The following is a 19,521-nucleotide window of genomic DNA, read 5'->3' as shown; positions in this document are numbered from 1 at the left end:
AGGACGACTGTCAGACGCTGGCGATCAGCTCGTGGTCGATCTCCACGAACTCCATGATCAGCTCGGCGAACTGACCCGCGATGAGCTCCCGGTACACGTCCGAGCCCGTGTGCGCGTCGTAGGCGGCCTGGTCGGCGAAGTGCTCGACGAACAGCAGGTAGTCGACGTTGTTCGGGTCGCGGTAGACGCGGAACGACAGCGTGCCGTCCTCCGTGCCGGGCCCCTTGGGCGCGAAGGCAGCCACGATGGCCTCCGCCTTCGCCTGGTTGCCGTCCTTGAGCTTGATGGGGAACACCTTTGCGAGCACGTGCTGATTCCTCCTGGGTTGCGCGCCGGGGCGCGGTGAGGAGGCAAGACTGTCCTGGGTGGCCGCTCGCGGTCTGGCCATATCCGGTCATGGTCGACATCCCGTCCGGATCTGGCCAGAACGCCCCGCCGCGACGTCGAGGAGGTCAGTCGCCGACGCGCGACTCGATCAACGCGCCGAGGCCGTCGAGCACGCGCCGCAGGCCGAAGGCGTAGGCGTAGTCCGGGCTGTAGGGGCCGCCGTGCGTCTCGCCCGCCGCCGTGCCGACCCGCGACGCCGTCGGGTACTTCGTCGCGTCGGAGGCCTTGGCGAGCAGCGGCCCGTTGGCGGCCCACCACTCCTCGTCGTTCATCGCGCTGTCGTGCTGGGAGGCGCGCACCTCGGCGGCGGCGCGCGCGGCGGCCTGCACGAAGCTGAGCAGGTAGGTGAGGGCGGCGTCCATCTCCACGTCGTCGAGCCCGAGGGCGTTGAACGCGCGCAGCTCGTGCTCGTACTTGCCCATCAGGCCGGGGCCGAGCGGCGGGCGGACGGTCGACACGGCGGCGACCCAGGGGTGCCGCTCGAACAGCGCGCGGTTCTCCTCGGCGATCGCCTCGACCCGCGCGCGCCACGGCCGGTCCGCGTGGTCGGCGCGCGGCATCTGGGCGTAGACGGTGTCGAGCATGAGGTCGAGCAGCTCGGCCTTGCCTGGCACGTAGGTGTAGAGCGACATGGGGGCGACGTCGAGGGCCTGGGCCACCCTGCGCATGGTCACCGCCTCCAGCCCCGCGGTGTCGGCGAGTTCGACGGCGGTGTTGACGACCTCGTCGATCGTGCGGCCCTGCTTGGGGCCCCGGCCGGACGCGCCGTGGCCCGGCTCCCGCCACAGGAGGGCCAAGGTCCTTGCCGGGTCACCTGCGCTGCTGCGATCCGTGGGCACAGTCGTCATTCTCCCGCACCGTGGAGTAACTCACACACAACACCGTACTGTGTATCCTGTACGGTGTACAGAGTAACGATCGCGACAGCCCGGGAGTCCGCTTGCAGATCACCAGGTCCACCGTCTCGTTGAACGTCGAGGACGTCGCCGCCTCCAGTCGGTTCCTCGTCGACCACTTCGGCTTCCGGGAGGAAATGGCCGCCGAGGGCTTCACCTCGCTCGGCCGCGAGGACGCCATGAACATCGTGCTGCTCAAGCGCGGCCTCGAGGTGCTGCCCGAGGGGCTCCGCGACCAGCACGCCGCCGGCGTGATCGTCGCGTTCGTCGTCGAGGACCTCGCCGGCGAGGAGCGCAGGCTCCGGGAGGAGGGCGTCACGATCTCCATGCCGCTGCGCGAGGAACCGTGGGGCGAGCGACTGTTCCAGGTCACCGACCCCAACGGCCTCGTGCTCGAACTGGTCGAATGGGCGGAGCCGGCCGGTAAGTGACCGCGCGGCGCGTCGTCTCCAGTCTCATGCGACGACGCGCCGCCCCGTTGCCGGTCGATCAGTTGGAAGCCTCCTACGCCGTCACGCGGCCAGGGCGCCTCGGAGGAACTCGGTGATCTCCGCCCGTGCGGCCTCGGCCTGCGGCGCCACGCCCGGCAGGCTCAGGAACGCGTGTCCCGCTCCGGGATATTCGGTGAGCCGGGTGGGCGTCCCGGCCTCATGGAGTCGTTCGGCGTAGCGGCGGCCGTGATCGGCCACCGGGTCGTGCGTCGGCACCACCACCAGCGCCGGGGGCAGCCCGGCCAGGTCGTCGGCGCACAGCGGCGACAGCGCACGCGCATCGGCGCCCGGCGGAACGGCCAACTGGTGGAACAGCAGCAGCTGCGGCATTGCGAGGGTCGGGCTGTCGGCGTACTGGGTGACCGAGGCGTGGTCGAACATCGTCTCGGTCACCTCGGTCACGGGGTTGACCAGCACCTGCGCCCGCAGGGACAGGCCGGCCTGCCTGGCCCGGATCGCGGTCACGGCACTGATGAACCCGCCGCAGCTCTCGCCGAACACGGCGGTCCGCGCGGGGTCGACGCCCCACTGGTCGGCGTGCCGCACCAGGTGTCGGAGCACGTCCCAGCCGTCGTCGACGGCCGCCGACAGCGGACTGTCCGGGTGCAGGAGGCGGTGCTCGACCGAGACGACGACGGCGGGCAGGTGGGCGGCGAGGTGGCTGTTCACCCAGTCGCTCTGCGCCGCCGTGCCAACGAATCCGCCTCCGTGCACGTGCAGCACGAGCGGCAGGCCGGTTGGGTCGTCGGCCTCTGCGGTTGGCCGGTACACCCGGACCGGGAGTTCACGGTCGGGCAGCGCCACCTCCTGCCAGACGATCGCGGCGCCGGGATCCGGCTGCCCGGTCAGCGCCCGCGCCGCGTCGGACGCCCGGAAGCGGTTCTCCGCGTCGCGGTAGGCGACCAGTTCCTCGGTCGTCATCGTCGACCAGTTCGGCGCCGGCGGCCGCACCGTGGCGGTGACCTCGTTCATGACTTCTCCTTGCCGACAGAGTTTCGCGACTTCAGGTATCGATACCCAAGGTAGCGAAAAAAGGTATCGTGCGGGTATGTCCTCGACCACATCCGCCAGGCCGCCCGGCCGCCCGCGCGCCGGCGTCAACGCCGTGGTCTTCGCCGCGACGCTGCGCACGGTCCGCGAGCTGGGCTACGCGCGCGCCACCGTGGACCGCATCGCCGCGGCGGCTGGTGTCGCGAAGACGACGGTCTACCGGCGCTGGCCGTCGAAGGGCGCGCTGATCGTGGACTGCCTGCTGGACGCGTTCGGCCCAGCGCCGCTGGAGGGCGCGGGCCAGGCCGAACTCATGTCCTCGACCATCCACTGGATCGCGGCGAAGATCAGCGAGCCTGGGGTGGGCGATGCGTTCGCGGGCGTGTTCAGCGACGCGGTCAGCGATCCGGCCCTGCGCGAGATCCTGTCCACGCGACTACAGGACCCCTACCGGATCGCACTCCAGGACGCACTCGACGAGCCGGAGAACCGGGTCCTGTTCTTCATCGACGTCGTCGTCGGCACGTTGCTCCACCGGATGGGCATGACCGGCGAGCCGATGGTCGACGCCGACGTCGCCGCGCTGGTCGAGATGGTGCTGCCGCACTTCGCCGGCTGAGCGGGCCCGCAGGGACACGGGCGCGCCAGCCGACGAGGGCTCAGTCGAGTGCGAGGTCGACGGGCTGCGACTCGGTGGCGTCCAGCGCGGCTAGCGTGGCGTCGTCGAGCTCGATCGTTCCGGCGGCGATGTTCGCCTCCAGGTGGCCGGCATCCGCCGTGCCAGGGATGAGCAGCATGTTCGGCGTGTGGTGGAGCAGCCAGGCGAGGCCCACCTGCGACGGGGTGCGGCCGAGGGATCGCGCGGCGGCGGTGACGGCCGGGGCGTCGACCACCTTCGGCATGCCGGGGAAGGCGCTGCCGAGCGGGAAGAACGGGACCCAGGCGATCCGTTCGTCGACGCAGAGCCGCAGCATCTCCTCGTCGCCGCGCGCCACCAGGCTGTAGAGGTTCTGGACGCAGACGATCCCGGCGGGGAGGGCCCGGCGCAGTCCGTCGAGGGTGACGGCGCTCAGGCCGATCGCGCCGATCTTGCCCTCGTCCCGCAGCGCGGTCAGCACCGCGAGCTGGTCGTCGAGATCGACCACCTGGTCGCCTTCGGCCCGCAGGCCCGGCCTGGTGTCCAGGCGGCGAAGGTTCACCACCGGGATCCGCTCGAGGCCGAGGGACTTGAGGTTGTCCTCGACGCTGGCCCGCAGCTGCTCGGGTCGCTGGGCGGGACGCAGCGGAACGGGGCCGCCAGGACTGGGGTCGGCGCCGACCTTGCTGACGACCACGACGCCGTCCTCGGGGCGGAACGCGTCGCGGATGAGGCCGTTGACGAACCCGTCGGCGTAGAACTGGGCGGTGTCGACGTGGTCGACGCCGAGCTCGACCGCGCGGCGCAGGAGGGCGATCGCGGCGGCGCGGTCGCCGCTCAGGCGCCTGAGCTGCATGGCGCCGTAGCCGATGCGGGAAACCGGGTGATCTCCGATCTTCCCGCCTCCGCCGGCGCGCGGGGCGCCGGCGGCCGTGAGTTCAGGGGAGGGAGTGGCGGTCGTGGTCATGGGCGATTCCGTCCTTATGAGACGATGAGGGAATCGGAGGAAGCTCCGCTTATCTCGACCGTAGCACTTACCGGAGGTTCCTCCGCTATGAGTTCCGTCGACCCACCCTCAGGGACCGGAAAGAAGCCGCGCACCCCGCGCGCCGACGCACTGCGCAACCGGGACAGGCTCGTGCAGGCCGCGCGAGCCGCGTACGCGGCCTCGAACGGCACCATTCCGCTGGAGGACATCGCCCGCGAGGCCGGCGTCGGCATCGGCACGCTGTACCGACACTTCCCGACCCGCGAGGCGTTGGTGGAGGCCGTGTACGCCGCCGAACTCGACGACGTCACCGGCAGCGTTCCCGCCCTGCTCAGGGAGCTTCCGCCGGACGCGGCACTGCGGGCCTGGATGCGGCGCTACGCCGCCTTCGTCGCGACGAAACGCGGCATGGCCGACACACTCCGCGCGGGTTGGGCCTCGGGACGGATCTCCACCCCGGCCACCAGGGAACGCGTCACCAATGCCGTCGCCACGATCCTCGCCGACGGAGTGGCAGCTGGGACGCTTCGCGCCGACGTCGATCCGCAGGACATCACCGTGATGCTGGTGGGGATGTTCGTCGCCAGCGGCGACGGCGACACCGCGGCGCAGATCGAACGACTGATCGGCCTGGTCATGGACGCGCTGCGGCCGACAACGACGAGCTGACGCACGTCGCCCGCAACGCCGTCGAGCTGATGCCCTCGCCGCTCAGCTCGACGAGCGTGCCGTGTCCCGTCACGGACTACGTGGCGCGCGCGAGCCGGCGGCGGCGGATGACGTCCCGGCCGCCGGCCCAGGCCACCAGCGCCGCGGGGTAGAGCAGCAGCCAGCCGAACCCGGCCAACAGCGCCAGCACCGGCACCCCGGCCAGCACGGCCAACAGGCGCTGGCCCGGCTTGGCGGTCAGCTTGGCGTAGCTGGCCACCGCGATTCCGTAGCCGACCACGAAGTTCACCGCGGCCAGCCGGAACACCAGTGCCAGGCTCAGCGCGCCGAGTGAGTAGGCGACCACCACCGCGCCGAACATCAGGCCCGACACCACGATCGCGGGCCGGGGCGCGCCGGACCCGTCGTGCACCCTGGCCAACACCGGCGGCAGCAGCCGTTCCCGCGCCGTCGCGAAGACGATCCGCGAGGTCGCCCACGTGCCGCCCATCAGGGTGGCGAAGATGATCAGCGCGCCGAGCACGGCGGCGACCTGCCCGCTGGCCCCGCCGACCACCTGGCTCAGCACGGCGACCAGCGGCGCGTGCGCGAGCTGCGGATCGCCCTGCGACAGCGTCGCCTGCACGGCCACCGCGATCCCCACGTACACCGCGACGACCACGACGAAGGTGATGCCGATGACCAGCGGGAAGTCCCGCCGTGGGTTCCGGTACTCCTCCGCGGTGGAGGACACCAACTCCCAGCCGTTGTAGGCGAAGAAGATCAGCCCGATGGCCGGCAGCGACTCCGCCCAGTGGCTCGGCGGGGCGATCTCGCCGTGCAGCTGGGCGCCCGACGCGAACACGGGCACGAACGCCACCAATGCGAGCAGTACCAGCAACACCATCGCTACCACCGTCTGGACGCCGCCGGCCAGCCGCGACCCCGCCGACTGCAACAGGCAGATCAGCACGAGATACCCGCCGGCCGCCCAGCCGGCCAGCCCCGGCCGGTCGAACACTGCGACCACGTAGTTCCCGCCGGTGACGGCCATCGCGGCGCCGCCGAACGCGCACGCGCCGAGCAGGATCATCGACGTGACCGCCGAGCCGGTCGCGCCGAAGGCCGCCTGCGCGAAGCCCTGCACTCCGCCCGCCGTGGGGTAGCGCGCGCCGAGGTGAGCGAAGATCAGCAGCAGCGGCAGCACGACCAGCGCGGCGATCAGCCACGCGTAGATCGCGCTCGGCCCGACCGTGGCGTAGGCGAGGCCGGGGAGCACGAGCAGGCCGCTGCCGATGATCATGCTGAGGGCGACGCCGACGCCCTTGGTCACGGTCAGCGTCTTGTGCAGCTCCGAGCCGGCCTTTGATGCGTCGGTCAACGCGGACACCTCGCCTTGGCACGCTCACGCACGACAGAAACCGAGCTGCCCCAAGGGAGTCAACCGGTTGCACGTTTCGTCCCAGGGGCAGTCGGTCCACCCTAGGGGTGCCCTCGCGCCACGGGCAACGCGACCGTTCGGGTGGGCGGTGGACCCGCCGCCCACCCGAACGCGGGTCAGGCCGCCGCGCCGAAGGCCAGGTCGAACGGCGGCAGCGCGGCCCTGGGGTCCTGGCCGCTGAACAACAGGCCGATCACGAAGGCCGCCATGCCCTCCAGGTAGGCGGCGCGCGCCAGGCCGCCGCCGTCCATCGGCGCGCACCCGAGGTCGCGGACCAGGGTCCGCACCACGTCGAGAGCCGCCGGGTCGTCGCCGCACAGCGGCACCCCGAGCGGCCTGCCGTCGAAGGCGGGCGGCGACATCGCCCAGACCTCGCTGGCGGCGAGGTTGAACGCCTTCACCACGTGCGCCCCGGTCGCCACCTCGGCGATCCGCAGCGCCATCCCCTCTGGGGCCAGTGTCATGCCGGGGTGCGCGATCGCGTTGGTGCAGTCGACGAGCGCGCGCCCGGTGAGCGTGCCCTCGGCCGCTCCCGCCGCGCGCAGGGTGTCGAGGACACCCTCGGCGCGCACCGCGACGAGCGTCGCGTCGCCGAACCCGGCCGCGTCGGGGAGCCCGCCCGAGGCGGCTCCCCGGCCGATCCGTTCGGCCAGCGCGTCGGCGTTCTGCCTGCTGCGCCCGCTGATCAGCACCTCGTGGCCGGCCTGTGCCCAGCCCGTGCCCAGCGCCTCGGCCATGCCGCCCGTGCCGATGATCCCAATCCGCATACCGGTTTCTCCCGTTCGATCGGCGACCGAGTCGATCAGTCGCTGCCCGGCCGACAGTAGGAGGCCCGATAGGCACCGATCGGTGCCTATCGGCCGCGCGGTCCCGTTCCACGGATGGTCGCCTGTGTGATTACCCATGTTTGCGGTTCGTGTCACGAACTACTATCGTTCGTAGCACGAACTTCAAGTTTCACAACACTGGGGAGAGAACACAATGAGTCGTATTGTCGCGGTCATCGGCGGGGGATACGGGGGCGCCTCGGTCGCCAAGGCGCTCGACGAGGACACCGAGGTAGTCCTGATCGAGCCGAAGGACGCGTTCGTGCACGCGGCGGGATCGCTACGCGCGCTGGTCAAGCCCGACTGGGCGGACAACATCTTCTTCTCCTACGACCGGCTCCTCAAGCGCGGCAGGGTCGTTCGCGACAGGGCCGTCTCCGTGGATCCCGGCGGCGTCACCCTCGCCTCCGGCGAGCGCGTGGACGCCGACTACCTCGTCCTCGCCTCCGGCTCCGGCTATCCCTTCCCCGCCAAGCCGGACACCGACTCCGCGAGCGAGGCGCTGGCGCGGATCCGCGCCGCCCACGCGGAGCTGGCGACCGCCGAGCGGGTGCTGATCGTCGGCGCGGGGCCGGTCGGTCTGGAGCTGTCCGGCGAGATCAAGGCCGTCTGGCCGGACAAGCGGGTGACCATCCTCGACCCGGCCGAACAGCTGGTCCCCGGGTTCGCGCCCGAGCTGCGCGAGGACCTGCGCCGCCAGCTCGACGCGCTGGGTGTCGAACTGCGACTGGGCGCCTCGCTCACCGCGGAGCCGCCGACCGAACCCGGCAGGGCGGCTCCGTTCACCGTCGACACCACCGGCGGCGCGCTCTCCGCCGACATCTGGTTCCGCTGCCACGGCGTGACCGTCAACGGCGACTACCTCGCCGACGGCCTGGTCACGATTCGCACGCCGCAGGGCCAGGTCCGCGTGACCGAGACGCTCACCGTCGAGGGACACGAGCACATCTACGCGCTGGGCGACATCACCGACCTCGACGAGGCGAAGATGGCCGGCTACGCGATGCAGCACGCCGAGGTCGTGGCGAGCAACATCCTCGCCTCGGTGCGGGGCGATCAGCCGACGGCCAGCTACCGGCCGTCCCCGATCCCGTCGGTGCTGCTCCCACTCGGCCCCAGCGGCGGCGTCGGCCAGGTGCCCTCCGACGACGGCCCCGCCGTCCTGCCGGCGGCGGCCGTCGCGGAGTACAAGGGCGCCGACCTGTTCGTCGGCCGGTTCGTGGAGCTGTTCGGCGTCGCGTGACCAGGCGGCGAACCCGGGCACACGAGCCGCCGCGCGGTCAGTGCCCCGCCGCGGCCTCGTCCGGGGTCATGAAGACCACGGGCACCTTGTTGTCCCGCACCACCTGGCCGACCAGGTCGACGAGCGCGTCGCGGTCGGCACTGGCGAGGCCGTCCGCGAGCGCCTCGACCCGGCGGCAGGTGTCGGTGTAGAAGTCCTCCGCCAGCTCGCGGCCGGCCGCGGTCAACTCCACGCTGACCGCGCGCGCGTCATCCGGGCACGACCCGCGCCGCACCAGCCCGCGCCGGGCGCTCCGGTCAACCAGGCCGGTCAGGCTCGACTTCGCCAGCCCCAGCACCGTGCCCAACTCGCTCATGCCGTACGGCTGCGGCATCAGCACGCAGAGCAGCTGTCCCTGCTGCGGGGTCAGCCCGTAGTTCCTGGCCGCCTCGGCGTAGACGGCATTCACCAGGAATGCGGAGCGCACCAGCGCGGTTGCCACATCCAGCTGCTCGCCAGCGACCTTCCCCATTCGACCAGAATACGCCGAGTCACGATTTCAGGAAAAGGTGGACACCACAATGCCGGAACGCGCGCCGCTGTTCGGGATCGGCGGCTCGACCGCCGTCGCCGAGGTGACCGACACCCTGCGACTGGCCGAGCAGGCCGACTGCGACGGGCTCGATCTGTTCACCGTCTCCGACCATCCCTACTTCGGCGACCGCCTCGACTCCTACGCGATGATCGGGGTCGTGCTCGGTCGGACCGCGCGCATCGCCGGCCTGGTCAGCGTCACCAACCTGCCGAGCAGGCCGGCGCCCATGCTGGCCCGCACCGTCACCTCGCTGGCCGCCCTGTCCGGCGGCCGGATCGTGCTGGGCATGGGCGCGGGCGGCCTGTGGGACGACATCGCCAGGCTCGGCGCGGCCAGGCTCGGTCCCGCTGCGGCGGTCCGCGCGCTCGAGGAGGGCATCACGCTGGTCAGGGCACTGTCCGGCGGTGGGGCGCCGGTGACCTTCGACGGCGAGTTCTACCGGGTCACCGAGTTGACGCCTGCCCCGGTGCCGGCCGTGCCGGTGTGGACCGGGTCGGGCGGGCCGAAGTCCCTCGCCGTCACCGGCCGGGTGGCCGACGGGTGGATGCCCGGGCACGCCGCCGACTGGCTCAGCGGGCGGTACCGGGACTCCCGGCCGGTCATCGACGAGGCGGCGGCTGCCGTCGGCCGGGATCCCGGCGACATCGTCACGGTCTACAACCTGCCCGGCCGCATCACGGCGGAACCGCTCGCCGCCACGCGCGACGAGGAGGGCCGCTGGCTGGGCGGCTCGGCGCGGCAGTGGGTGGACGAACTCACCGGTGCGGTGCTCGAGCACAACGCGGCGGGCTTCGTGTACTTCCCGGTCGGCGACACCCCGACGGCCGTCGCGGCCGGGCGGTGGGCCAACGAGATCGCCCCCGCGGTCCGCGAGGCGGTCGCCGCGCGGACCTGAGGTCGCGTGGCGACGGGTGATCACCGTGGCCGGGGCGCGCTGGACGATACTGGTGCGGTGTCGACCGGATCGCGGGACGTGTTCATCGCCGACTGCCAGGCGCGGCTGGCCGCCGACATGTTCGGCAACACCTGGACGATGGTCGTCGTGTACGCGCTGCGCGAGGGGCCGAGCCGGCCCGGCCTGCTCCGCGCCGCCATCGGCGGCATCAGCCAGAAGGTGCTGACCGAGACGTTGCGGCGGCTGGAGGGCGACGGGTTGGTGTCGCGCCGCCGCTACGCGGAGGCACCGCCACGGGTCGAGTACGAGCTGACCGAGGCCGGGCGTGACCTGCTGGTGCCGATCGAGGCGCTGGGGGAGTGGACCGACCGGCACGCCGACACCGTGCTGACGGCCCGGTACGGGACCGACGACCAGCCGGCGTCCGGCTGACGCCGCGGCCGCGCCGCCCGCCGGACCCGCGCCGGGGCTACTCGACGGTGACGGCGTCGCCGACGCGGACCGGTCCCGGCTCGACCACCTGGAGGTAGACGCCGAGGCAGCTCAGGTCGCCGAGGTCGAACACCGGGACCCGGTGCTCGCGGGCGATCGTGCGCAGCACGGCGGGATCGGCCGGCAGCCCGCCGTGCGCCAGGGTGGGCACGACGCAGCGCGGGCTGGCCACCACGACCCGGCAGCGGACCGTCGCGCCGATGCGCAGCGTCCGGCCGACCCAGTCGTCCTCGGGGAAGCCTTCGTGGTCCGGGACGTCCACGACGAGGTTGGGGCGGAAGCGCAGCGGGTCGAAGTCGCTGTCGGGGTTGGCCCTGCGCAGCCGCGCGAGGCTGGCGGTGGTGACCAGGTGCAGGGGCGCGAAGTCGAAGAACGTGCCGGGCGCCGAGGCGGCGGCCAGCGTGTTCGAGGTGATCCTTGTGCCGGTCTCGTCCACGACGACGGTGCCGAGCGTCCGCTGCGGGACGGTGCCGGGGACGCCGGGGTCGGCGCGTTCCAGGATCGGGTCGGCAGGCGGGCTGGCCAGCACCGACACCGGACGGCCCAGCAGCGTCGACAGCCGCTCGTCCAGCTCGGCGGAGCCGGCGGCCAGTTCGACGCCGTCGGGCAGCACGACCCCGGCCGCGGTGTCGTCGTGGTCGAGGATCCGGCCGCGGCAGGCCAGCAGCGGGCCCCACTTGCGCGGGTGTTTGACGCTGCCGATGCGGCCGGACTCCTCGACGACGGCGAACACGCGGTCGCCGGTCAGGCCGCGCTCGGTCAGCTGACCGGCGTCGACGGGTTCGCCCTGCATCGACTTGACCGGATAGCGGTGCAGGCCCGCGACTGTGCCGTTCATGGTGATCATCGTCGGTGATCGAGGCGCGGCGGCGGACCGAAATCACCCAACTCGTTAGCAGCGGTAACTGAACGTGGCTGACCCTCGTCGTCCGGNNCCGGACGACGAGGGTCAGCCACCGAGGAGTTCGGCGAGCGCGGCGGCCGGGTCGCGGCCCGGCATGCCGGCAGGCCACCACTCGCCGTCCTCCTGCCGATAGGGATACCAGCGGCCGTCCCGGCCGTAACGCAGTTGCAGCGCCAGGTCCTCGGCGGTCCACCGGTTGCGCCACGCGGTGAACTCCGGCGATCCGGCGCCGGGCCAGTCGTCCCCGGCCGCCGCGAGCGCGGCCCCGGCGCGGGCCAGGTCGGCCTTTGCCGGATGCCACGGCTGCTCCAGCGTGTCCAGACCGGCCGACCCGCCGCACTCCCAGGCCCGCGCGGCGCGGTCCAGCTCGGCCGGCCGACCGCTCGCCTCCCGCAGCCGTTCGTACAGCGACGCGTCGTGGTGGGTCGCGGCCAGCCGCACGGTGTCCCGCCAGACATCCAGTCGCGGCAACGGTTCCGCGCCGGCCAACAGGTCGCGGGCGCGCAGCGCGGCGTCGGCGACCAGCCACCGCACGGCGTCCGGCGCCAACCCCGGCGCCGACGCGACGGACGGCGCAGGGCCTGCCGCCTCCGGCGCCGGCGGGGGAGCGGGCAGCGGCGCGACCGCCGCCGCGTAGGCCCGCGCCGCCGGCACGCCGACCGGGCCGGCCGGCCGCTGCTCGGTGGCGCGGTCGAGGCGCCCGCCGTTGCGGCGCTGCAACTCCGCCAACAGCTCGTCCTGGCCGCGACCGCGCATCAGCAGCAGCACGAACGGATCCGCGTCCAACAGCCAGGACGCCTGATAGCACAGCGCGGCGGCGTGCTTGCACGGGTGCTCCCACCCGGGACACCCGCACTCGGGCACCAGGTCGCCGATGCCGGGCAGCAGCCGCACCCCCGCGTCCTCGGCGGCGGCCACCAGATCGTGCGGCATGTCCTTGTCCAGCAACGCCGCGATGTGCCCCGCGTTGCCGGCGACCTGGTCGAGCAGCCGCTCCCACTCCGCGTCGGTCAGCTCCTCCACCAACACCAGCGTCCGGTAGGGCACGTCGTCGGTGCCGTCGTGCACGGTCGCCTCGATCCGGCCGGGGCTGACCGTGATCGTGCCGACCAGCCCGGTGTGGGCGTAGCGGCGGCCGACCGCCAGCGGCGCGGCGTCCAGGGAGGTGTCCTCCAGCGCCTTGATCCACGCGTTGCCCCACCACGTCCGCGCGAACTGCCCGCGTGGACGTGCCCCCGGCGGGAACGCCGGGAAACCCTTGATCCGCTCGGTCATCGCGCCCTCCGCAGTTCCACCAGGTCGGCCAGTTCCGTGTCGGACAGCTCGGTCAACGCGGCCTCGCCGGTGCCGAGCACGGCGTCGGCGAGCTCGCGCTTGGCGGCGAGCATGTCGGCGATGCGGTCCTCGATGGTTCCCTCGGTGATCAGCCGGTGCACCTGCACCGGGCGGGTCTGGCCGATCCGGTACGCGCGGTCGGTGGCCTGCTCCTCCACGGCCGGGTTCCACCAGCGGTCGAAGTGCACGACGTGGTCGGCCCTGGTGAGGTTCAGGCCGGTGCCGGCCGCCTTGAGCGACAACAGGAACACCGGCACGGAGCCGTCCTGGAAGCGCCGGACCAGCTCGTCGCGCTTGGCTACCGGCGTGCCGCCGTGCAGCAGCTGCGTCGGCTGGCCCCGGTTGGCCAGGTGCCGCTCGATCAGCCGCGCCATCGCCACGTACTGGGTGAACACCAGCACCGCGCCGTCCTCGGCGGTGATCGTGTCGATCAGCTCGTCGAGCAGTTCGAGCTTGCCCGACCTGCCGGCCAGCCGGTCCGGCGGCTCCTTGAGGTATTGCGCGGGATGGTTGCAGATCTGCTTGAGCCCGGTGAGCAGCTTGACCACCAGGCCGCGGCGCGCCATGCCGCTGCTCTGCCGGATCTGCGTCATCGTCTCGCGCACCACCGCCTCGTACAGCCCGGCCTGTTCCACGGTCAGCGCGACCGGCTGGTCGGTCTCGGTCTTGGGTGGCAGCTCCGGCGCGATGCCGGGGTCGGACTTGCGGCGCCGCAACAGGAACGGCCGCACCAGCCGGGACAGCCGCTCGGCGGTCGCGGCGTCGTGGTCGGCCTCGATCGGCTTGGCCCAGCGGGCCCGGAACGCCGTCAGCGTGCCGAGCAGCCCCGGGGTGGTCCAGTCCAGGATCGCCCACAGCTCGGAGAGGTTGTTCTCCACGGGCGTGCCGGTCAACGCCACGCGGGCGCCGGTGCGGATGCCGCGCAGCGCCTTTGCCGTGCCGGACAACGGGTTCTTCACGTGCTGTGCCTCGTCGGCGACGAGCAGGCCCCAGTGGTGCGCGCCGAGCCGCGCGGTGTCCAGCCGCATGGTGCCGTAGGTGGTGAGCACGAAACCCTCGGTCGCGTCGTCCAGGGTGCGGCCGGTGCCGTGGAAGCGGCGGACCGGGGTGCCCGGCGCGAACCGGCCGATCTCGCGCTCCCAGTTGCCCAGCAGCGACGCCGGGCAGACCACCAGCGTCGGTCCCGCCGTGTCCTCGGCGGTCTGCCGGTGCAGGTGCAGCGCGATGAGCGTGATGGTCTTGCCAAGCCCCATGTCGTCGGCGAGGCAGCCGCCGAGGCCGAGCGAGGTCATCCGGTCCAGCCAGCGCAGCCCGCGCAGCTGGTAGTCGCGCAGCGTCGCGGCCAGCCCCGTCGGCTGCCGCACCGGTTCGCCGCCGCCGTCGGGGTCGGCGATCCGCTCCCGCAGCGCGTCCAGCCACGCGGTCGGCGCGACCTCGACGCGCTCCCCGTCCACCTCGGCGGTGCCGGTCAGCGCGGCGCCGAGCGCGTCGATCGCGGTCAACGGCTTGAGCGTGCGTTCGCGGGCCTTGCGGGCCAGCTCGGGGTCGACCAGCACCCACTGGTCGCGCAGCCGGACGACCGGCCGATGCGACTCGGCCAGCCGGTCCAGCTCGGCGGCGGTCAGCGGTTGGCCGCCGAGCGCGAGCTGCCAGTCGAAGGACAGCAGCGCGCCGTCGCCGAGCACGGACCGCAGGTTCGACGGCGGCGCGTCAGCCTGGCCGATCGCGGCGCGCGCGGTCAGGGCCCGCACGAGTTCTCGTGGCCAGTGCACGTCGACGCCGGCGGCGGCCAGCCGGGGCGCGGCCCAGCCGAGCAGGTCGGCGACCTCGTCGTCGCCGAGGGAGATCTCGTCGGGCACGGCGGCGGACAGCAGCGGCTCCAGCGGCGGCTCCAGCGGCGGCCACACGTGCGCGGCGCGGCGCACGGCGAGCATCGCGTCGATGCGGGCGCGCGGCCCGAACCGCCGGTCGTCGCCGGCCCACAGCTCCGCCGCGTCGGTGACCAGCGTCGGGTCGGCGAGGCTGTGCAGCTGCACCACGGCCCGGAATGCGCCGTTGTCGAAGTCGCCGCCGGACACGTCAAGGCGCAGCGAGGCCCGCACGCCGGCGTCCCTGCCAGCGGCGACCTCGTCGGCCCAGCCGCGCAGCGCGGGAACCTTCTGGGGCCTGGCGGCGGCGAAGGGCAGCCCGCCCGTCACCCTGGTGGCCGCCGAGGTGCGCGGCATGCCGTCGGCGACGGCGTCGAGGAAGCCGCGCAGCAGCGGCTCCGCGTCGGGCAGCGTCGGCGCCGGCCCGTCGGCCACGGGGACCGCGCGGGCGTGCGCCGGCATGGCGGCGGCCAGTTCCCGGATGCGGTCGATGTCCGCCGGTTCCAGCGGACCGACCCGCCAGGCGTCGAAGTCGCCGGCCGACACGCCGGGCAGCATCCGGCCTCGGGCGACCAGGTGCAGCGCCACCAGAGTCGCCGCGCCCCAGAACGCCGCGGCCGGGTGCGCGTCGGTGGCGCGCCGCGCGGCGGTCAGCACCGGTACCGCGTCGGCGACCGACAGCCGCAGCGCGGGGACCGGCGTGGTCCCCGCGTCGCCCGGCGGTGCCGCGATGGTCAGTTCGCCGCGCTCCCCGACGTCCTCGGGCAGCGCGCCTCCGTCCGGATCCCAGAAGGCCATCCGCCCGGCGCGGGGCGGATCACCCGCCTCGAACACGACCGCACACCGTGCCAGCCGCCCCAGTTGTTCGCTCGAAACCCGAGCCACGCGCATTCGTCTCCAAAACAACGTACGCAGTACGGAATAGACTCCGTACAGCATACGGCATCCCGGGCGACCACTGGGCCGGTCGCCCGGGATGGCCAGGTCACGCCCCGGCCGGCCGCCTGATCAGCTCGATCAGGCTGGCGATGGCGTGCTCGCCGTGGCCCTCGGCCACACCCCGCGCGTACAGGTCGCGCAGCGGGGCCGGCACCTCGACGCCGATGCCCTGTTCCGCGCTGGTGCGCACCAGCAAGTCCAGCCCGTCGGCATTCAGCGACAGCCGGGACACGTCGGTAGTGAAGTCGCCCGACGCGACCGCGGCGGCGAACCCCGGCAGGAACGTCCCAACGGCCCCGAGCCACTCCACCGCCTGCCGCGTGAACGCCTTCGGCTCGATGCCGGCCGTGCCGACCAGCGCGGTGCCGTGCAGGAAACCGCTCAGCGTCGACCACATGATGCCCAGCAGGGCGAGGTCGTACAGCGCCGCGATGCCGGCGTCCTCGCCGAGGTGCACGGCGGTGCCGATCGCCGCCAGCGTCGGCTCCAGCGCCGTCAGCGTGGCTTTGTCGCCGCCGAACAACACCCGCGCCCCGGGCCGCCCGATGCCCTGCGGAACGGCCATGATCGCGCCATCCAGATAATCGACCCCGCGCTCGGCGGCCCATTCGGCCGTGGCGCGCGCCTGCCCCGGCGTGCCAGAGGTGAGATTCACCAGAACCCGACCCGACAATGCGTCTCCGACCGAATCCAGAATGGCGTGCGCCGCGTCGTAGTCCACCACGCAGAGCACGATCACCTCGCTCGCCGACACCGCGTCGGCGACCGTCTCCGCGCGGCTCGCACCGCGCGCCACCAGGGCGTCCGCCCTGGCGGCCGACCGGTTCCAGACCGTGGTCGGGTGACCCCGGTCGACGAACGCGCCGGCTAGCGCCGCGCCCATCATGCCGAGGCCGATGACCGTGACCGCCGCAGGCTCCACGCTCGCCACGTCTGCCGCCCCGGAATTACGCGTGCGCAATTGACACTCCCATGCAGATTGTTCTCGACACCCCAGTGCGCCGGTTTCGGCGCGCTGCCGTCAATAGTCGAATCAATCGCGCGGACCGGCAAGTAGGCACAAAATTGTCAGGTACCCACCTTCTGGTCAGCATTGGCTCGACCAGGCGCGCCGTGCCCGACCCGGCCGGTCCGCTCGTCGACCGGTCCCCACCGGCGGATCGCCCCGGCGGCGAGCAGCGTCGCGCCGGCCAACCCGCCCCACAGCGCACCGGGACCGACGACCAGCAGCGCAGTCAGCGCGGCGGGCGCGACGGCCTGCCCGATCCCGGTGGACAGTTGCCAGCGCGCCAGGGCCCTGCCGAGCTGGCGCGGCGGCGCGGTCGCGATCACCAGGGCGGTGCCGCTGCCGGTGTAGAGGATCTCGCCCATCGTGTAGAGCACCGACACCACCGCGATCGCCACCGGACCAAGGCCGTCGCCGGCCCAGAAACCCAGGTACGACACGGCAAGCAGCACGCCGGCTCCGGCCAGCACCGAGCGGCGCGAGTGACGGCCGAGCCACACCACCACGACGACCTGCGTCGCGATCACCAGCACGGTGTTCGCCACGAAGATGCCGGCCGACCAGGCCGGCGCGGCATGCAGGTGGGTCACCAGCAACGCGGGCAGCGCCACCTCGAGCACGTCGAAACAGAACGCATAGGGCAGGTTTGCGACGCCGAGCAGCAGACCATCGGCACCCCGGAAGAACCCGCGCGGCGACCGCGTCTCCGACCCCTCCTCGGCCGGCACGTCGGTCGGCACGTCGGCCCGCACCCGAGCCTCGGGACGGACCCGAATCCGCATCCGGCCCACCAACACCGCGGCCGCCAGGTAGCCGACCGCGGTGGCCACCGCCACCAGCCGCAGCGCGTCGGCTCCGCCCGCTACCGCCACCGTGGCGATCAGCGCGCCCGCACCGAGCCCCGCGTTGCGCAGCGACCGCGCGGCGGCCAACGCGGCGTCCCGATCGCGGCCGGCGGCGAGGGTGGCCACGACGGCGGCGTGCGTCGCCGGCCACGCCTGGTTGCCCAACCCCAGCAGCACCGCCCCGGCGAAGTACCCCGGCGCGCCGCCGACCAGCAGCAGCACCCCGACACCGGCGGCCCGCGCGAGCAGCGTCGCCATCTCCGGCGTGGACCGGCCACCTCGGTCGATCCACCGGCCGACCACCGGCAGCGCGCCCAGCCCGGCCAGCCAGCCGAGCGACAGCGCCAACCCGGCCACGCCAGGGCCCATGCCCAGCACCGTGACCCCGTACAGCAGGAGAAACGGGCGCAGCAGGCCCGCGCCGAGGGCGTCCACCGCCAGCGCCACCGCGTACCGGCGACCGCCGGAGATCCGCAGCAGCCCGAGGAGCGTGAGGTTTCTGGTGAGCGTCATGCGCCCACCGTGGGCGGCGGGTGGCGGCAAAGTCCCGTCGATTGACGATCACCGTCAATCGGGGCCGGTGACTCGCCCACCACCTGCGACGATGTCGAGGTGAGCGTGACCATCGACATCGCCGGGCTGCCCAGCGACCGGTACCTGTTCGCGGCCTCGCCGCTCGGGGAGCTGTCCGCGATGCTGCACGCGCTCGCCGAGCCCGCGCACCACCCCGAGCTTCAGGGCTGGATCACCACGACCCTCGCGTCGCTGAGCCGAGGATTCGCCGATCGACTGCTGGCGGCGGAGTTCCTGTGGCGGTCCTCCCGCCCCGACTTCCTGTTGCCCAGTCACCCCGCCGGCACCCTCGCCGAGGATTTGGACGCGGTGGACCGGATCGACGACGAGTCCTATGTGGCGACCGCGCTGGTCACCAACTGCGGCTCGTCCCGCCTTAGCTTCCGCACCCCGTCGCCGCTGACCGACCCGGCCGCCAAGGACCGGGCCCGCGAACTCGCCCTGGCGCGCGGCCCCCGCCAGGCCGCGTTCGCCGACCGACTCATCGCCGACCCGCCGGCCGCGCGCGCCGAGGTGCGCCGCCTGCTGGATGACTGTGAGCAGGAGTTCTTCGCCGACGCCTGGGGAAGCGTCCGGCAGTGCCTCGCGACCGATGCTCGCCGCAAAGCCGACCTGCTCGTGCGCCGCGGCCTCGCCGACACTCTCGCGGCCGTGTCGCCGACCATCCGCGTCGACGCCGACCGGCAGCTGATCGTGCTGGACAAGTTGCAGGACGACACCACCAGCGCGGCGGGCGATGGGATCACGTTCATCCCGACCGTGTTCGGCCGTCCCCATGTGGTGCACGCGCACGCCCGCCGCAGCCGTCCGGTGATCCAGTACCCCGTGCCGGAGCCCGAACCGCCGCACCGGGTCGCGCTCGACGTGGTGCAGCAGCGCCTCGAGGCGCTGGCCCACCCGGTGCGGCTCCGGCTGTGTCGGACCCTGGCGCGCGGGCCGCACACGACCGGCGAGCTGGCCGATGCCTGGCAGCTGACCGCGCCCGAGGTCTCCCGACACCTCGCCGTGCTGCGCAGGGCCGGCCTGCTGAGCACGCGCCGCCGAGGCCGGTACGTCCTGTACGAGCTTGATCTGGTGGCGGGCGCCCGGCTCGGCTCCGATCTGCTGGAAGCCATGCTGCGCTAGGTGTCGTGACCTGGGACGTGGTTGACGGTGTCAGCGACGAGTCGCCGTGATCACGAAGAAGACCTCTCTGTGTGGTGGAGCTGTCTAGGAACACACCACACACAAAGGTTTTCGTGGCCCCCGCTAACGCCCGCACCACCGTCTACGCCCGCCACTTGATCGTGCAGCGCCACCGCGCCAGCTGGCCGGCAGCCCGCGTCGCCGAACAACTCGGGATCTCTCGCGCCACGGTCTCCCCAATGGATCCGCCGATACCGCGACGAGAGCCGCCCCGGACTGGCAGACCGATCCTCACGCCCGCGCCACCGACCCGATCACCGGCCTGCCCCTACGCCGCCGGCGCTCCGGCATTCGCTACCAACGCCACGCCCCCGGCGACCTGCTGCACATCGACGGGGTCCGTAACACGAACGGTGT

General features: G+C 72.9%; 19 protein-coding genes. 7 read left to right on the top strand and 12 right to left on the bottom strand.

Annotated features, from left to right (window positions below; genetic code table 11):
• Nucleotides 1-10: 10 nt before the first annotated feature.
• Nucleotides 11-307 (bottom strand): putative quinol monooxygenase, encoded by a 297-nt coding sequence (locus F0L68_RS31530; RefSeq protein ID WP_223199298.1) that lies wholly within the window; start codon nt 305-307, stop codon nt 11-13.
• Between the two features lie 145 nt (nt 308-452).
• Nucleotides 453-1,235 carry a TetR/AcrR family transcriptional regulator gene (locus F0L68_RS31525; protein WP_223199297.1) on the bottom strand — a complete coding sequence of 261 codons (783 nt, stop codon included), beginning with the start codon at nt 1,233-1,235 and terminating at the stop codon, nt 453-455.
• 92 nt (nt 1,236-1,327) lie between these two features.
• On the opposite strand from F0L68_RS31525, the gene F0L68_RS31520 reads away from it, so the two are divergent.
• Nucleotides 1,328-1,714 (top strand): VOC family protein, encoded by a 387-nt coding sequence (locus tag F0L68_RS31520; RefSeq protein ID WP_149853513.1) that lies wholly within the window; start codon nt 1,328-1,330, stop codon nt 1,712-1,714.
• Between the two features lie 81 nt (nt 1,715-1,795).
• On the opposite strand, the gene F0L68_RS31515 is transcribed toward F0L68_RS31520, so the two are convergent.
• On the bottom strand, nt 1,796-2,746 hold the full coding sequence (locus tag F0L68_RS31515; RefSeq protein ID WP_149853512.1) for an alpha/beta hydrolase: 951 nt from the start codon (nt 2,744-2,746) through the stop codon (nt 1,796-1,798).
• Nucleotides 2,747-2,822: 76 nt separating this feature from the next.
• On the opposite strand from F0L68_RS31515, the gene F0L68_RS31510 reads away from it, so the two are divergent.
• Nucleotides 2,823-3,383 (top strand): TetR/AcrR family transcriptional regulator, encoded by a 561-nt coding sequence (locus F0L68_RS31510; RefSeq protein ID WP_149853511.1) that lies wholly within the window; start codon nt 2,823-2,825, stop codon nt 3,381-3,383.
• Between the two features lie 40 nt (nt 3,384-3,423).
• Here the strand turns inward: F0L68_RS31510 and F0L68_RS31505 are convergent, their stop codons facing one another.
• Nucleotides 3,424-4,368 carry an aldo/keto reductase gene (locus F0L68_RS31505; RefSeq protein WP_149853510.1) on the bottom strand — a complete coding sequence of 315 codons (945 nt, stop codon included), beginning with the start codon at nt 4,366-4,368 and terminating at the stop codon, nt 3,424-3,426.
• Between the two features lie 87 nt (nt 4,369-4,455).
• On the opposite strand from F0L68_RS31505, the gene F0L68_RS31500 reads away from it, so the two are divergent.
• Entirely contained in the window at nt 4,456-5,058 is a 603-nt protein-coding gene (locus F0L68_RS31500) for a TetR/AcrR family transcriptional regulator (protein WP_188316932.1), read from the top strand.
• Between the two features lie 76 nt (nt 5,059-5,134).
• On the opposite strand, the gene F0L68_RS31495 is transcribed toward F0L68_RS31500, so the two are convergent.
• Both F0L68_RS31495 and F0L68_RS31490 read right to left on the bottom strand, forming a co-directional pair.
• The gene (locus F0L68_RS31495) at nt 5,135-6,418 is read right to left on the bottom strand and encodes an APC family permease (RefSeq protein WP_149853508.1); all 1,284 of its coding nucleotides are present in this window, start codon (nt 6,416-6,418) and stop codon (nt 5,135-5,137) included.
• Between the two features lie 176 nt (nt 6,419-6,594).
• The gene (locus F0L68_RS31490) at nt 6,595-7,245 is read right to left on the bottom strand and encodes an NADPH-dependent F420 reductase (protein WP_149853507.1); all 651 of its coding nucleotides are present in this window, start codon (nt 7,243-7,245) and stop codon (nt 6,595-6,597) included.
• A 214-nt stretch (nt 7,246-7,459) separates the two neighbouring features.
• Between F0L68_RS31490 and F0L68_RS31485 the strand changes: the two genes are divergently transcribed.
• Nucleotides 7,460-8,548 (top strand): NAD(P)/FAD-dependent oxidoreductase, encoded by a 1,089-nt coding sequence (locus F0L68_RS31485; protein WP_149853506.1) that lies wholly within the window; start codon nt 7,460-7,462, stop codon nt 8,546-8,548.
• Between the two features lie 37 nt (nt 8,549-8,585).
• On the opposite strand, the gene F0L68_RS31480 is transcribed toward F0L68_RS31485, so the two are convergent.
• A complete protein-coding gene (locus F0L68_RS31480) occupies nt 8,586-9,059 on the bottom strand; it encodes a MarR family winged helix-turn-helix transcriptional regulator (RefSeq protein ID WP_149853505.1) in 474 nt (157 codons plus the stop codon).
• A 49-nt stretch (nt 9,060-9,108) separates the two neighbouring features.
• Here F0L68_RS31480 and F0L68_RS31475 point away from each other — a divergent pair, with 49 nt between their 5' ends.
• Together F0L68_RS31475 and F0L68_RS31470 are read left to right on the top strand one after the other, a co-directional pair.
• Nucleotides 9,109-10,017: an LLM class flavin-dependent oxidoreductase gene (locus F0L68_RS31475; protein WP_149853504.1), complete on the top strand. Its 909-nt coding sequence runs from the start codon at nt 9,109-9,111 to the stop codon at nt 10,015-10,017.
• A 117-nt stretch (nt 10,018-10,134) separates the two neighbouring features.
• Nucleotides 10,135-10,449, top strand: a complete 315-nt coding sequence (locus F0L68_RS31470) for a winged helix-turn-helix transcriptional regulator (RefSeq protein WP_149853647.1) — start codon at nt 10,135-10,137, stop codon at nt 10,447-10,449.
• Nucleotides 10,450-10,486: 37 nt separating this feature from the next.
• On the opposite strand, the gene F0L68_RS31465 is transcribed toward F0L68_RS31470, so the two are convergent.
• From F0L68_RS31465 to F0L68_RS31445, 5 genes are all read right to left on the bottom strand, one after another.
• Entirely contained in the window at nt 10,487-11,347 is an 861-nt protein-coding gene (locus F0L68_RS31465; protein ID WP_149853503.1) for an MOSC domain-containing protein, read from the bottom strand.
• Nucleotides 11,348-11,458: 111 nt separating this feature from the next.
• Nucleotides 11,459-12,688, bottom strand: coding sequence for an SWIM zinc finger family protein (locus tag F0L68_RS31460; protein ID WP_149853502.1), 1,230 nt, complete (start codon nt 12,686-12,688; stop codon nt 11,459-11,461).
• Entirely contained in the window at nt 12,685-15,507 is a 2,823-nt protein-coding gene (locus F0L68_RS31455) for an SCO1167/SCO6262 family helicase (protein ID WP_188316931.1), read from the bottom strand. The genes F0L68_RS31460 and F0L68_RS31455 overlap by 4 nt, the downstream gene beginning before the upstream one ends.
• Nucleotides 15,508-15,601: 94 nt before the next feature.
• The gene (locus tag F0L68_RS31450) at nt 15,602-16,486 is read right to left on the bottom strand and encodes an NAD(P)-dependent oxidoreductase (protein WP_223199296.1); all 885 of its coding nucleotides are present in this window, start codon (nt 16,484-16,486) and stop codon (nt 15,602-15,604) included.
• Between the two features lie 137 nt (nt 16,487-16,623).
• Nucleotides 16,624-17,919: an MFS transporter gene (locus F0L68_RS31445; RefSeq protein WP_149853501.1), complete on the bottom strand. Its 1,296-nt coding sequence runs from the start codon at nt 17,917-17,919 to the stop codon at nt 16,624-16,626.
• 99 nt (nt 17,920-18,018) lie between these two features.
• Between F0L68_RS31445 and F0L68_RS31440 the strand changes: the two genes are divergently transcribed.
• A complete protein-coding gene (locus F0L68_RS31440) occupies nt 18,019-19,104 on the top strand; it encodes a DUF5937 family protein (protein WP_149853500.1) in 1,086 nt (361 codons plus the stop codon).
• The last annotated feature ends 417 nt before the right edge of the window (nt 19,105-19,521 follow it).

It is taken from the genome of Solihabitans fulvus, assembly GCF_008386585.1.
In the GTDB taxonomy this organism is placed as follows: Bacteria; Actinomycetota; Actinomycetes; order Mycobacteriales; family Pseudonocardiaceae; genus Solihabitans; species Solihabitans fulvus.
The sequence above is the reverse complement of the archived record's forward strand: the minus strand, read 5'-3'. Positions and strand labels throughout refer to the sequence as shown.